This is a genomic window from Serratia sp. szju (assembly GCF_044594185.1).
In the GTDB taxonomy this organism is placed as follows: domain Bacteria; phylum Pseudomonadota; class Gammaproteobacteria; order Enterobacterales; family Enterobacteriaceae; genus Serratia; species Serratia bockelmannii.
Window position 1 is genome coordinate 648,368 of record NZ_CP172576.1, and the last position, 13,501, is coordinate 661,868.

13 protein-coding genes and 3 tRNA genes are annotated in these 13,501 nt (G+C 61.4%); 8 read left to right on the plus strand and 8 right to left on the minus strand.

Annotation, left to right across the window (positions count from 1 at the left end):
• Positions 1–75: 75 nt before the first annotated feature.
• From prfC to RE418_RS03170, 3 genes are all read right to left on the minus strand, one after another.
• Entirely contained in the window at positions 76–1,665 is a 1,590-nt protein-coding gene (prfC, locus tag RE418_RS03160) for a peptide chain release factor 3 (protein WP_025305208.1), read from the minus strand.
• 151 nt (positions 1,666–1,816) lie between these two features.
• A complete protein-coding gene (gene rimI / locus RE418_RS03165; RefSeq protein ID WP_049294806.1) occupies positions 1,817–2,260 on the minus strand; it encodes a ribosomal protein S18-alanine N-acetyltransferase in 444 nt (147 codons plus the stop codon).
• The gene (locus RE418_RS03170) at positions 2,205–2,642 is read right to left on the minus strand and encodes a DNA polymerase III subunit psi (RefSeq protein WP_060434175.1); all 438 of its coding nucleotides are present in this window, start codon (positions 2,640–2,642) and stop codon (positions 2,205–2,207) included. The genes rimI and RE418_RS03170 overlap by 56 nt, the downstream gene beginning before the upstream one ends.
• Positions 2,643–2,788: 146 nt before the next feature.
• Here RE418_RS03170 and rsmC point away from each other — a divergent pair, with 146 nt between their 5' ends.
• Positions 2,789–3,829 carry a 16S rRNA (guanine(1207)-N(2))-methyltransferase RsmC gene (gene rsmC / locus RE418_RS03175; protein WP_089181653.1) on the plus strand — a complete coding sequence of 347 codons (1,041 nt, stop codon included), beginning with the start codon at positions 2,789–2,791 and terminating at the stop codon, positions 3,827–3,829.
• A 49-nt stretch (positions 3,830–3,878) separates the two neighbouring features.
• Here rsmC and RE418_RS03180 read toward each other — a convergent pair whose 3' ends face one another.
• Positions 3,879–4,871, minus strand: coding sequence for an aldo/keto reductase (locus RE418_RS03180; RefSeq protein WP_025305204.1), 993 nt, complete (start codon positions 4,869–4,871; stop codon positions 3,879–3,881).
• A gap of 118 nt (positions 4,872–4,989) precedes the next feature.
• Here RE418_RS03180 and RE418_RS03185 point away from each other — a divergent pair, with 118 nt between their 5' ends.
• The 4 genes from RE418_RS03185 (at position 4,990) to RE418_RS03200 (ending at position 6,345) form a co-directional block, all read left to right on the plus strand.
• Positions 4,990–5,934 carry a LysR family transcriptional regulator gene (locus RE418_RS03185; protein ID WP_043136071.1) on the plus strand — a complete coding sequence of 315 codons (945 nt, stop codon included), beginning with the start codon at positions 4,990–4,992 and terminating at the stop codon, positions 5,932–5,934.
• Positions 5,935–6,006: 72 nt separating this feature from the next.
• Positions 6,007–6,093 (plus strand) — tRNA-Leu (locus RE418_RS03190).
• A gap of 36 nt (positions 6,094–6,129) precedes the next feature.
• Positions 6,130–6,216: transfer RNA gene (locus tag RE418_RS03195), tRNA-Leu, on the plus strand.
• Between the two features lie 42 nt (positions 6,217–6,258).
• Positions 6,259–6,345 (plus strand) — tRNA-Leu (locus tag RE418_RS03200).
• An 88-nt stretch (positions 6,346–6,433) separates the two neighbouring features.
• Here RE418_RS03200 and RE418_RS03205 read toward each other — a convergent pair.
• Positions 6,434–6,718, minus strand: a complete 285-nt coding sequence (locus tag RE418_RS03205) for a DUF1435 domain-containing protein (RefSeq protein ID WP_049204639.1) — start codon at positions 6,716–6,718, stop codon at positions 6,434–6,436.
• Positions 6,719–6,977: 259 nt separating this feature from the next.
• Between RE418_RS03205 and RE418_RS03210 the strand changes: the two genes are divergently transcribed.
• Positions 6,978–8,057, plus strand: a complete 1,080-nt coding sequence (locus tag RE418_RS03210; RefSeq protein ID WP_089181652.1) for a GGDEF domain-containing protein — start codon at positions 6,978–6,980, stop codon at positions 8,055–8,057.
• 45 nt (positions 8,058–8,102) lie between these two features.
• Here RE418_RS03210 and RE418_RS03215 read toward each other — a convergent pair whose 3' ends face one another.
• Positions 8,103–8,699 carry a TetR/AcrR family transcriptional regulator gene (locus RE418_RS03215; protein WP_016929176.1) on the minus strand — a complete coding sequence of 199 codons (597 nt, stop codon included), beginning with the start codon at positions 8,697–8,699 and terminating at the stop codon, positions 8,103–8,105.
• Between the two features lie 136 nt (positions 8,700–8,835).
• On the opposite strand from RE418_RS03215, the gene RE418_RS03220 reads away from it, so the two are divergent.
• A complete protein-coding gene (locus RE418_RS03220; protein WP_399675798.1) occupies positions 8,836–10,032 on the plus strand; it encodes an MFS transporter in 1,197 nt (398 codons plus the stop codon).
• A 10-nt stretch (positions 10,033–10,042) separates the two neighbouring features.
• Here the strand turns inward: RE418_RS03220 and RE418_RS03225 are convergent, their stop codons facing one another.
• On the minus strand, positions 10,043–10,954 hold the full coding sequence (locus tag RE418_RS03225; RefSeq protein WP_025305199.1) for a LysR family transcriptional regulator: 912 nt from the start codon (positions 10,952–10,954) through the stop codon (positions 10,043–10,045).
• A 108-nt stretch (positions 10,955–11,062) separates the two neighbouring features.
• On the opposite strand from RE418_RS03225, the gene RE418_RS03230 reads away from it, so the two are divergent.
• Complete coding sequence (locus RE418_RS03230) at positions 11,063–12,265, plus strand: MFS transporter (RefSeq protein WP_089181651.1); 1,203 nt, start codon at positions 11,063–11,065, stop codon at positions 12,263–12,265.
• Between the two features lies 1 nt (position 12,266).
• On the opposite strand, the gene fucP is transcribed toward RE418_RS03230, so the two are convergent.
• Complete coding sequence (fucP, locus tag RE418_RS03235; protein WP_049207862.1) at positions 12,267–13,496, minus strand: L-fucose:H+ symporter permease; 1,230 nt, start codon at positions 13,494–13,496, stop codon at positions 12,267–12,269.
• Positions 13,497–13,501: the final 5 nt, after the last annotated feature.

A 13,501-nucleotide genomic window follows, 5' to 3' on the forward strand; every position in this document is an offset into this window, starting at 1 on the left:
ATGAGGAAGATTTATTAATTAGCGCAGTGAGGATAGGAGAAGCATGCAGGGCGCACTGGGCGCCCTGCAGAATTATCAGTGTTCGCGGGTTTTGCGGAAGGTCACGTCAGGATAGCGTTCCTGCGTCAGGTTGAGGTTCACCATGGTCGGCGCGATGTAGGACAGGTTGTCCCCACCGTCCAGCGCCAGGTTGATCTCGTTCTTGCGCTTGAACTCTTCGAACTTCTTCACGTCGTCGCACTCGACCCAGCGTGCCGTCGACACGTTGACCGACTCATACAGCGCTTCCACGTTGTACTCACTCTTCAAACGCGCCACGACCACGTCGAACTGCAGCACGCCGACCGCACCGACGATCAGATCGTTGTTGGCGATCGGGCGGAACACCTGCACCGCGCCCTCTTCGGACAGCTGCACCAACCCCTTCAACAGCTGTTTCTGCTTCAGCGGATCGCGCAGGCGAATGCGGCGGAACAGTTCCGGCGCGAAGTTCGGGATGCCGGTGAACTTCATGTCTTCGCCCTGGGTGAAGGTATCGCCGATCTGAATGGTGCCGTGGTTGTGCAGACCGATGATGTCGCCCGGGTAGGCTTCTTCCACGTGCGAACGGTCACCGGCCATAAAGGTCAGCGCGTCGGAGATCACCACGTCTTTGCCGGTGCGCACCTGGCGCAGCTTCATGCCTTTCTCGTAACGGCCGGACACCACGCGCATAAAGGCCACGCGGTCGCGGTGCTTCGGATCCATGTTGGCCTGGATCTTGAACACGAAACCGGTGAATTTCTCTTCCGCCGCCGTTACTTCACGGGTGTCGGTTTTACGCGGCATCGGCGCCGGCGCCCAGGCCACCAGGCCGTCCAGCATATGATCCACGCCGAAGTTGCCGAGTGCGGTACCGAAGAACACCGGCGTCAGCTCGCCGCTCAGGAAGGCCTCCTGATCGAACTCGTGGGAAGCGCCCTGCACCAGTTCCAACTCATCGCGCAGCTGCGCCGCCAGATCTTCGCCCACGGCGATATCCAGTTCCGGGTTGTTCAGGCCTTTGACGATGCGCACTTCCTGAATGGTGTGGCCTTTACCGGTCTGGTACAGGTAGGTTTCATCCTTGTACAGGTGGTAAACGCCTTTGAACAGCTTGCCGCAGCCGATCGGCCAGGTGATAGGCGAACAGGCGATCTTCAGTTCGCGCTCGACTTCGTCCATCACCTCCATCGGATCGCGGATGTCGCGGTCCAGCTTGTTCATGAAGGTCAGGATCGGCGTGTCGCGCAGACGGGTAACTTCCATCAGCTTGCGGGTACGATCCTCAACGCCCTTGGCGGCGTCGATCACCATCAGACAGCAGTCGACGGCGGTCAGGGTGCGATACGTATCTTCGGAGAAGTCTTCGTGCCCCGGGGTATCCAGCAGGTTGACCAGGCTGTCGCGATACGGGAACTGCATCACCGAGGTGGTGATCGAGATCCCACGCTGCTTTTCCATTTCCATCCAGTCGGATTTGGCGTGCTGGCTGGAGCCGCGGCCTTTTACCGTACCGGCGGTCTGGATCGCCTGTCCGAACAGCAGCACTTTTTCGGTAATGGTGGTTTTACCGGCATCGGGGTGCGAGATGATGGCGAAAGTTCTTCTTTTGGAGACTTCGCGGGCAAATTCACTAGGAGACATGGTTTTCAGGTTCTACGGTTAGTCCGCCCTGCGACATCATCAGAACGCGCCGATCGCGGCGCCGGGCAAAGCGGTGAATAAAAGATAACAGCCGGGCATTTTCGCCGATTTGCCAACCGGTGACAATCAATGCTTTTTCCGGCCGGGCTGATTACCCCAGCGGCAGCGCCATCACGATCGCGTCTTCGCGGCCGTGGGCGCTCGGGTAATAATTGCGGCGCACGGTGACCTCGTTGAAACCGAGATCTTCATACAGCGCGATCGCCGCCTGGTTGGAAGCACGCACCTCCAGCCACAGCGTAACCACGCCGCGGCTCTCCAGCTGTTCGATCACCGCGTTGAGCAGCAGGCGGCCAAAGCCCCGGCGCTGATACTGCGGATGGATGGCGATGTTGAACAGCGTGGCTTCGTCCAGCACGATCTGCGTGATGGCGAACCCCGCCATCGCCCCGTCGGCGCTCAGCTTCAGGTTAAGGTAGCGATCGCCCTGATTGCTGGCGAAGGTGGTTTCCGTCCAGGGAAAAGCGTGGCTGGCTTGCTCAATGGTGAAGGCCGTGGCCAGATCGGCCGCCGTCAGGGTAGAAATCGTGTTCATGATGACAAATCTGCTGCCAGAGGGCGCGTTTGGCCCCCGCGTCTTGGGAAAGCTCGGCCAGCGCCGGGCTGTGTAGCTGCGCGCCGGCGACCGCGAGCGGTTCCGCCACGCCCAGCCGCCAACTGTTGCATGCGGTCTCTTCAGGCAGCATCGCCGCCTGTTCCGGCGTCAGGCTGTAAGTTTGCGCCGGCGTCAGCCCCAGGCTGTGCAGCACGTCGCAAAACAGCGGATCGTCGGGTGCGGGCAGCGTCTGCGCCACCACCAGCAGGCGCGCCTCGGGCGGCAGACTGACTGCCACTTCGCCCTGCAACACGCTCGGGCGGCGCAATGTCCACTGCGTAATACCCAGTTGTTGTAACAGCCAGTCGCGTTTTGATGCCATGCCGATTCCTACCCGTTGTGGTGCGCCATGCCTGCCATGCGCCGCGCTATGCTAACAAACCCGCGCAGCCCGCGCCAACAAACCCGTCGAACATATCGCCACAAAGCTCTATAATCCCCGGTCTCATTTCCAGGAGCCAATATCTGATGTCTGCATTAACCCCCGCCAGTGAAGTCATGCTGCGCCACAGTGATGAATTTATCGAACGCCGCGTGCTGTTTGCCGGCGACCTGCAGGACAGCCTGCCGGCCCAATTCGAGGCCGCGGACGTGCGCGTCCACACTCAGCAATACCATCACTGGCAGTTACTGAACCGGACGATGGGCGATAACGTGCAGTTCGGTTTGACCGTCGATCCCGCTTTCGTCGCCGACTGCGACACGCTGGTTTACTACTGGCCGAAGAGCAAGCAGGAAGCGCAATTCCAGCTGTGCAACCTCCTGGCGCTGCTGCCGGTGGGCGCGGACGTGTTCGTGGTCGGTGAAAACCGCAGCGGCGTGCGCAGCGCCGAGCCAACGCTGGAAGGCCATGCCACGCTGGTGAAAATCGACAGTGCGCGCCGCTGCGGCCTGTATCATGGCCGCCTGGACGCGCAGACCGAGTTCGACCTGAACGACTGGTGGGACAGCTATCAGCTGCACGATCTGGAAGTGAAAACGCTGCCGGGCGTGTTCAGCCGCGACGGTCTGGACGTCGGCAGCTCGCTGCTGCTGTCGACGCTGGAAAAACACATGAAAGGCAAGGTGCTGGACATCGGCTGCGGCGCCGGCGTCATGGCCTCGGTAATGTCCAAGCTGTCGCCGAAGGTGAAACTGACCCTCAGCGACGTCAACGCCGCCGCGGTGGAATCCAGCCGCGCAACGCTGGCCGCCAACGGCATCGAAGGCGAAGTGATCGTCAGCAACGTTTACTCCGACATCACCGGCCGTTTCGACATGATCATCTCCAACCCGCCGTTCCACGACGGGCTGCAGACCAGCCTGACCGCTGCTGAAACCCTGATCCGCGGCGCGGTGAAGCACCTGCCGATCGGCGGCAGGCTGCGCATCGTCGCCAACGCCTTCCTGCCGTACCCGGACATTCTGGACGCCACCTTCGGCAGCCATGAAGTGCTGGCGCAGAACGGCCGCTTCAAGGTGTATCAGGCCACCGTCGGCCGCCCGCCGCGCGCGCCGAAGAAGAAATAATTCGCCGTTGGCGGAAAACGACAGAGCGCGGCCTGAGGCCGCGCTTTTTTTAGCCGTTGATATAGGTCATCGACTCGGCGCCGTAGCGTTCGCCGGCCGCCGCACTCAGTGGGAACACCGCGTCGATCGCCGCCAGCTCAGCCGCGCTCAGCGTTATCTCCGCCGCCGCGACGTTCTCTTCCAGGTAGCGACGGCGTTTGGTGCCGGGGATCGGCACGATGTGCTCGCCCTGCGCCAACACCCAGGCCAGCGCCAGCTGCGAAGGTTTGACGCCCTTCTGCGCCGCCAGCTCGCCCACCTTCTCCACCAGCGCCAGGTTGCGGGCGAAGTTTTCCCCCTGGAAACGCGGGTTGCCTCGGCGGAAATCGTCCTCGGCCAGATCCTCCGGCCGCCGGATAGCGCCGGTGAGGAAACCGCGCCCTAACGGGCTGTAAGGCACAAAGCCGATCCCCAGTCGCTCACAGGCCGCCAGCACGCCCTGCTCGGCGTCGCGCGTCCACAGTGAATACTCGGTCTGCAGCGCCGTGATCGGATGTACCTTGTGCGCCCGCTCCAGCGTGGCCACCGACGCCTCACTCAGGCCGATATGGCGGATCTTGCCCTCGCGGATCAGATCCGCCATCGTGCCGACGACGTCTTCGATCGGCACTTGCGGATCGACCCGGTGCTGATAATAAAGATCGATCTCCTCCACGCCCAAGCGCCGCAGGCTGCCCTCGACGGAGCGCCGGATATACTCGGGGCGGCTGCTGACGCCGCGCGCCGAAGGATCCGCCGGATCGCGCAGGATGCCGAACTTGGTGGCCAGGAACACCTGTTGCCGTTTGCCTTTGATCGCTTCCCCCACCAGCGCTTCGTTGGTGTGCGGGCCATACATGTCGGCGGTGTCGAGCAGCGTGACGCCCAGCTCCAGCGCCCGGTGCAGCGTGGCGATGGCTTCCTGCCGATCGGCGCCGGTGGAGTAGAAGTCGCTCATGCCCATGCATCCCAGCCCCAGGGCGGAGACGACGGGACCGTGGGAACCCAGTTTACGTTGTTGCATTGTGCTGCCCTCATGCGGTGAATGGATAACGCAGCAAAGTCTGGTTGTTTACACTACAAAGATAAATAATGCAGATTGCACATCACTGTTCAAAAATCACCAACAATCCGGAGTGGACATGGATCAGGTTCAAGCCATGCGCATTTTTACCCGCATCGTCGAACTGGGCAGCTTCAGCCGGGCGGCCGAACGCCTGCAGCTGCCGCGCGCCACGGTCAGCAACGCGTTAAAACGGCTGGAGCAGCGGCTGGGCGTTCGCCTGCTGATCCGCACCACCCGCCAGGTACAGGTGACCAGCGAAGGCAGCCTCTACTATCAACGCTGCGTGCAGTTGCTGGGGGCACTGGAGGAGGCGGACACGCTGTTCAGTCACCATAAGCTGCAGCCGTCCGGCAAGGTGCGCATCGATATGCCCCATTCGCTGGCGCGCCAGATCGTCATTCCGGCGTTGGACGACTTTTACCAGCGTTATCCCGACATCACCCTGGCGCTGGGTGCCAACGACACCCACGTCGATCTGTTGCGCGAAGGCGTTGACTGCGTGCTGCGCGCCTGGGAAACCGAAGACGACAGCCTGGTGGCGCGGCGCATCGCCCAGTTGCCACAGATCACCTGCGCTTCCCCCGCTTACCTGCAGGCCTGCGGCACGCCGCTCGACATCGATAGCCTGGCGCCGCACCGCGCGGTGGGGTATTTTTCGCTGGCCAGCAACCGCGATTACCCGCTGGAGTTCTGCCGCGGCGGCAAGCTGGAACTGCGCGAACTGCCCGCCCGGCTGAGCGTCAGCGGCGCCGACGCCTATATCGCCGGCGCGCGCGCCGGCATGGGATTGATACAGGCGGCGCGCTATTCGCTTGCCCCTTGGCTGGAACAGGGCGAACTGGTGGAAGTATTGACGGACACGCCGCCCCCGCCGATGCCGATTTACATCATGTATCCGCCCGGCCGTTTCCTGGCGCCGCGGGTCAGAGTGTTGATTGATTGGCTGATTTGGCTGTTTGACCAGCAGAAAAGCGGCGATATGGCTGTTTTTCCAGCAAACGCCCGCAAAGCGGGGAAATAACTGTTGACGTGTCCGCCAAAATCTCTAGAATTCGCCTCCGTGGTAACGTTACTCCGGTAATGTTTCTGGTACGCGAAGGTGGCGGAATTGGTAGACGCGCTAGCTTCAGGTGTTAGTGTCCTTACGGACGTGAGGGTTCAAGTCCCTCTCTTCGCACCAAATAACCACATGATTTATATTGCACTCAGCATCGATGCGAAGGTGGCGGAATTGGTAGACGCGCTAGCTTCAGGTGTTAGTGTTCTTACGGACGTGAGGGTTCAAGTCCCTCTCTTCGCACCACGCTGGCGACGTAATATAAATCAAAGCAACAACATCGACTGTGCGAAGGTGGCGGAATTGGTAGACGCGCTAGCTTCAGGTGTTAGTGTCCTTACGGACGTGAGGGTTCAAGTCCCTCTCTTCGCACCAATTGATGTTCTCTCCGGTAGTCTCCCCGAAAAAATCCCAACGCATTGATGAACAACACGCTTAAGCGTGGTTTTACCGTTTCCAGCGTTTACGCGAAGCTGAAGTTTAGGCTGACAGCCGCCAGGCCGCCCGCCAGCGCCATACAGGAAGGCAGCAGCAGATAGTGGCGCAGCCGGCTGTTGAACAGCATCACCAGCGTGGCCAACATCGCTATCACGATCAGGGTGCGCAACTGCAGCATATCCAGGTTGATCAGGGCCAACAGCGGCATCAACGCACAAGGCAGCAAAACGCCCCAGGCGCTGGCCAGGCGATCGCCGAGGCACCAACTGACGCCCCACAGTCCGCACGCGGCAATCATGGCAGTGAGCATGACAACCCTCCTCAAGTGATAATGATAACCAATATCATATAACACTTTTTTGGCCGCCGCATCATTTTCACTGCGCTGACCAAACTCAGATGACACCAGCAGGAAAAAATGATAATTTGACATAAGAAAATTCCTAGTCCTGTTTGCATGATAATAATCACAATCCTCAACCATGCAATTCAAGTGGATATTCGCGCCAAGGGAATGCTTCTCAACCTTAATTATTCGACAGAACGACTTTGCAAAGAGTGACCTCCGTATGAACGCCCGTTCTTATCAGGAATTACTGAACAGCAAGCAGCGCCTGGCATTATTTCTTTTTCTGATAATGAATGCCGCCTCTTCCGTATTTACATTATTGTTCCCTTTTAGGGATACGCCCGCATTTACCCTACCTTTATTATGTATACCGCTATTTTGTCTGGTAGCAGCGCTATTTTCTCTGCAAACGCCACGTAAATATTTGTGCAAACTCAACCTGTTCTCCAGCGTGCTTGGCCTGCTGTGGGCCGCACATATTTACGTTAAAAGTCAATATTGCTTGCCGAATAACCAAGATTTTTTATTAATTAGTTTGTTCAGCATCTTTTTTATCAGCGCTATTTCTCTGACGGATAACTTTACCGCCTTTTGTTTACACGCCGTGCCTTCCGCAATGGTGATCCTGGCTTTAGACGGCATGCATAATACCCTGCGGATATTATTCACCACGCTATTACCTATTATCGCTTTCTCCATTCATCACCTGATGTTGAAACGCAGTGAAATCTTTACCCACGCGCTGGTGGCCAACCTGTATAACGAGCGGGACAAATTCAATAATTTGAGCATGCTCGATCCCCTGACCGGCCTTTATAACCGGCGTGGCCTGGAAAATAAGATCACTATGCTGCTGGAACCGCAAACCGGCCGCCACTACGTGCTGCTGCTGGATATCGACCACTTCAAGGTCTACAACGACAGCTACGGCCACGCCATGGGCGACCGGGCTCTGGTGCAGGTAGCGGTCGCCATTCGCGATGCGGTGCGTTCGCGCGACATCGTGGTGCGTTACGGCGGGGAAGAGTTTTTGGTGCTGCTGACCAACGTGCACGAAGGCTATGCGGCGCAGCTGGCCGAACGGGTGCGTCAACGCGTGGCGGAGCTGAACATCCCGCACGGCGCCAGTCCGCAGCACAGCGGCACGCTGACGCTCAGCGCCGGCATCTCCGCGCTGGAAAAACTGGACGTCGAATCGGCGATAGGCGCGGCCGACGCCGCGCTCTATCTGGCGAAGCACAGCGGCCGCAACAATATTCAGCTGGCGCAAAACGTCGAGCCCGCCGCCGTTCACCCTTAAGCCGCCGCCGTAACGGCGCGGCGGCTGACATCAACACTTATACGGCTATACGGCGGTGGAACGCAGCCCGTTCAGCAACAGATTCAAACTGACCAAGGCTTGTTCCAGCCCCACGTCTTTTTCCGGATGATGGGCGACCCACAGCGCGGCATCCATCAGGCCGCCGTTGATTAAATGCGCCAGCGATTCCGGCTCGGCGACGGCGATGCGCCGCTGCGCCATCAAGGCCTGCAATGCACCCGTCATCCAGCTGATACACGCCAGCTTGCTGGCCCGCAGATATTCAGCTCCCAGCACCGAAGGTGAATCACGCAACAGAATGCGTTGCGCTTGCGGCTCCGTCATCATGATCAGATAACCGCGGCAACGCGCCGCAAAAGCCTCCCAGTCATCCGCAGTACTCGCGGTTATGTCAGCCAGATGCGCATCCATCTCCGCGTCTATCGCCTGCACCACCGCCAGGAACAGCCCCTTTTTATCGCCAAAATGGTGATAGAGCGCGCCGCGCGTCAGGCCGGCCTGGGCGGTGAGATCATCCATCACCGTCTCGGCATACCCCACGCTGCCAAACTGCCGGCGGGCCGCCGCCACCAGCTTTTGTCGGGTTTCTTCAATCATTTCGGTGCGCGCTTTACGTGCCATGGGTCCACTCCGCCTCGTTATTGATGACGTTATAATTGACATACGCCATGTATGTCAATTAACGTAACATACGTGGCGTATGTCAATGATGGACATTGAGCGAATACCGAGCCGCCAACATTCCGGAGCCCTTTCCATGGCAAATCCTTATTTCAAACTGTTCAACGCCCCGGGCAGCAAGGCGTTTTCCTCTGCCGGGCTGATCGCGCGCCTGCCGGTCTCGATGACCGGTATCGGCATCATCACCATGCTCTCGCAGGTACGCGGTTCCTATTGGCTGGCGGGCGCGGTGGCAGCGACGTTCGCCTTTTCCATGGCGCTGCTTGCGCCGCAAATCGCGCGCGCGGCGGATCGTCACGGCCAAAGCCGCGTGTTGCCGTATGCCACCGGGATCAGCGCGATCGCCCTCTTGCTGCTGTTGCTCTGCACCCACTATCGGGCACCGGACTGGACTCTGTTTGTCTTCGCCGCGCTCGCGGGCGGCATGCCCAGCATCTCCGCGATGGTCAGGGCCCGCTGGAGCGAAATTTATCGCGGCACGCCACAGCTGCACACGGCATTTTCATTCGAGTCCGTATTGGACGAGGTGGCCTTTATCGTCGGCCCACCGATCGCCGTGGGGCTTAGCGTTTCACTCTTCCCAGAGGCCGGCCCTCTGGTGGCCGCGCTGCTTCTGGTGGCGGGCGTTGGGGCATTCGCCGCGCAAAAAAGCACCCAGCCCCCGGTTTACGCCCACAATAACCAGCGGCAGCGCGCCATCCTGACCATGCCGTCGATGCAGATCCTGGTGCTGGCGCTGATCGCCCTCGGCACCATCGTCGGCACCGTGGACGTCATCAGCGTGGCCTTCGCCGAGCAGCAAGGGCAGCCGGCCGCCGCCAGCATCGTACTGTCGGTTTACGCGTTCGGCTCCTGCCTGGCCGGGCTGATTTTCGGCGCAATGAAGATCCCCGTCCCCTTGCCTCGTCTGTTCTTATACGCGGCGTTCGCCACCGCTTTCACCACCTTGCCGCTGCTGTGGGTGCACAATGTCTTAACGCTGGCGGCGGCGATGTTTGTCGCCGGATTGTTTTTTGCGCCGACCATGATCGTTGCCATGGGGCTGGTTGAAAACATCGTGCCGCCCTCCCGGCTGACGGAAGGATTGACCTGGATGGTCACCGGCCTGGGGATAGGCGTGGCACTCGGCGCCGCATTGGCGGGCCTGGCGATCGACGCTGCGGGGATAACGGCCGGCTTTGGCGTCACGCTCACGGCCGGCCTGGTCGTACTGCTGGTGGCGGCCGGCGGCTACCGCTTAATGCAGCGAACGCTGGCCTTGAAAGCGGCGTGAATCGCCCGCGCTAAGCGGTTTCCCAAATCGCCTTGCCCTGCCAGCGCCGTTCGATCGCCGTCAGAAACAGTTTCACCTTGGGGGAGAGATGGCGCCGGCTGGGATAGACGGCGCAGATCGGCGGCCCCGGGCGACAATAGCGCTCCAGCACCGGCACCAGCGTGCCGGCCGCAATCTGCTCGCCGACCAGAAACGCCCCCACTTGGCACAGACCCGCCCCGGCGACGGCCGCATCCCGCAAGGCCTCGACGTTGTTGAAACGCATCCGGCCGCGCACCGGCTGTTCGTGCAGCTGGCCGTTGACCAAATAGCGCCAGGGCGCCGGCAGCCCCTGATGGCTGAAAACCAGCGTCTCGTGATCGCCCAACGCCTCCGGTTTTGCAGGCGTACCGTGCCGCGCCAGATAGTCCGGCGCCGCGCAGGTGATCAGGCGATGCGGCGCGAGCACTCGCCGCACCAGCCGGCTGTCGTCGCTGCCGCCGACCCGGATAGCTACGTCGATGCCGTCGCGCACCAGATCGCTGTACTCATCGGAGAAGCTGACGTCGGCGTCCACCTCCGGCCACTGTGCCAAAAACTCCCGTAAAATCGGCAGGATATGCAACCGCCCCAGCGAGACCGGCAGATCCAACCGCAGCCGCCCGCGCGGGGTTTGCCGCCGCGTATTGAGCGCCGTTTCCGCCTCTTCGGCCTGCGACAGGATGCGCTGCGCATACTCGTAAAACACCGCGCCGTCTTCGGTCAGGCTGACGCTGCGCGTGGTGCGCTGCAGCAGCCGGGTCGCCAATCGCTCCTCCAATCGGTTCACGCATTTGCCCGCCGCCGATCGGGAGATGCCCAGCCTCTCGGCCGCCAGCGTGAAGCTGCAGGCGTCGGCGACGCGGATGAACACCAGCAGGTCTGTCAGGTTATCCAACGGCATAGACGGTAAATTAGCCACGATTTGTCCCCAATGTTGCGCAATCAGGCCAGTTTATCAGCCATTTTGGCGCGGATACACTGAGGTTATTCATCTGTTGGGAGGATCCTTATGAATGCCTTACACGCCGACGGCGGCGCAAAACCCTGGCTGGCGACCTTCGCGGTCGGCCTGTCCACCTTTACCGTCGTCACCGCAGAAATGCTGCCCGTCGGGCTGCTGACTCCGATCGTCAGCACCTTGAACGCATCGATAGGCCGTGCCGGGCTGCTAATTTCCCTGCCGGCCCTGTTCGCCGCGCTGTTCGCCCCGCTGGTGGTGCTGGGCGCCCGGCGCACGGATCGCCGCAGCCTGTTGGTGGGCTTTCTGCTGCTGCTGATCGCCGCCAACCTGCTGGCCGCCGCTGCCACCTCCCTGGCCCTGCTGTTCGCCGCGCGCACCTTGCTGGGCTTTTGCATCGGCGGTATCTGGGCCATCGCCGGCGGGTTGGCGGAACGCCTGGTGCCGCCGGCCTCCGTCGGATTGGCGCTGTCCGTCATCTTCGGCGGCGTAGCGGCGGCCTCGGTGTTCGGCGTGCCACTCGGGGTGTTCCTCGGCGAAGCGCTGGGTTGGCGCATGGCGTTTCTGGCCGTCGCCGTCCTGGCGGCGCTGACCCTGCTGTTGCTGCTGTGCGTGCTGCCGTCGCTGCCGGTCACGCAGGCGATAAGCTGGCGGTCGTTCACCGCGCAGCGCGCGAATCGCCGACTGCTCCTCGGACTGCTGCTGACGTTTCTGCTGGTCGCCGGCCACTTTATGGCTTACACCTTTGTCCGCCCGCTGTTGCAGACGGTCGCCGGCATCGAGGGCCGCTGGGTGGGGCCGCTGCTGTTCGCCTACGGCGTCGCCGGTATCGCCGGGAATTTCATCGCCGGCCAGGCCGCCGCCAAGCGGCTGCGCCGCACCCTGGCGCTGATCGCCCTCGGGCTGGCGCTCGCGGTCCTGCTGCTGCCGCTGCTGGGCCACGCGCCGCTGAGCGGCAGTGCCTTCCTCCTGCTGTGGGGCATCGCCTACGGCGGCGTTTCCGTTTCGCTGATGGCGTGGATGCTCAAGGCGGCCCCCGATGCGGTCGAGGTCGCCTCTTCGCTGTATATCGCGCTGTTTAATCTGGCGATTTCCTGCGGTTCGCTGGCGGGTGGGCTGGTGGTGGATGCCGGAGGCTTGACGATAAACGGCGTGCTGTCCGGCATGGTGCTGCTGCTGGCGTTGACGATCCTGATACGAACCCGCCCGCAGGCGCTGGCAACGGCGGCGAAGGCCGATTCGCCGCCGGGTTGAATCAGGCGCGGCGCTGCCGCAGGCCGTAAACCAGCACCACCGCGAAGCACAGCAGCGGCAGCAGATAAGAGAGCGCGGTGCTGTAACGGTCGGCCAGCGCCCCCATAAAGTACGGCATGATGGCACCACCGACGATCGCCATGATCATAAAGGAGCTGGCGCGCTTGGTGTGTTTACCCAAATTTTTCACCCCCAGGGCGAAAATGGTCGGGAACATGATCGACATAAAGAAGAACACCGCGATCAGCGCCACCACCGATACGCCGTCGACGCTCAGCATCACCACGCCGCACAGCGCGATGTTGATCAGCGCATAGGCCGCCAGCAGCGTCGCCGGTTTGACTCGCCCCATCAGCCAGGTGCTGAAGAAGCGTCCGACCATAAAGCAGATCATGGCGATCGACAGCAGGTAAGAGGCGCTCTGGTTAGACACCTCGCGCCAGTGCTCGGTGGCGTAGTTGATGAAGAACGCCCCGACGCCCACCTGCGCCGCCACGTAGAAGAACTGTGTGATAACCCCGCCGACGAAATGCGGATGCTGCCACAATCCTTGCGCTATCACGCCGTGCACCGGTTTTTCCTCTTCGCGGATCGCCGGCAGCCGTGTGCGGCTGAACAACAGCGCGATCAGCAGCACCAGCGCGGCGATCGCCACATAGGTCATCTTCACCGCGCTCTGATCGCCGCCGCCGGTGGACTGGCTGGCGGAGAAGAACAGCGTGCCGCCGATCAGCGGGCCGATAAACTGCCCGAGGCCGTTGAACGACTGGGCCAGATTCAGCCGCCGTTCGGCGCCCTGCGCATCGCCCAGCACCGTGGCGTACGGGTTGGCCGCCGTTTCCAGGCAGCCCAGGCCGCTGGCGATAACGAACAGCGCGAACAGGAATACGCCGAAGCTGTTGGCCGACGCCGCCGGCACGAACAGCAGCGCCCCCAGCGCATACAGGCACAGCCCGACCAGAATGCCCGCCTTATAGCCCTTGCGATCCATAAAGTACCCGGCGGGCAGCGCCACCAGGAAATAGGCGCCGAAATAGGCCGCCTGCAGCAGCCCCGACTGCGCCTTGGTGACGTGCAACGTCTCCTGAAAATGTTTGTTTAATACGTCCAGCAGGCCATAGGACAGCCCCCACATGAAGAACAGGCTGGTGACCAGGATAAAGGCCCAGCGCAGATTGGCGGTCACGGGGACGCCCGGCTGCGCGGAGGCCGCACTTTTTTCAGCAAGCATGGTGA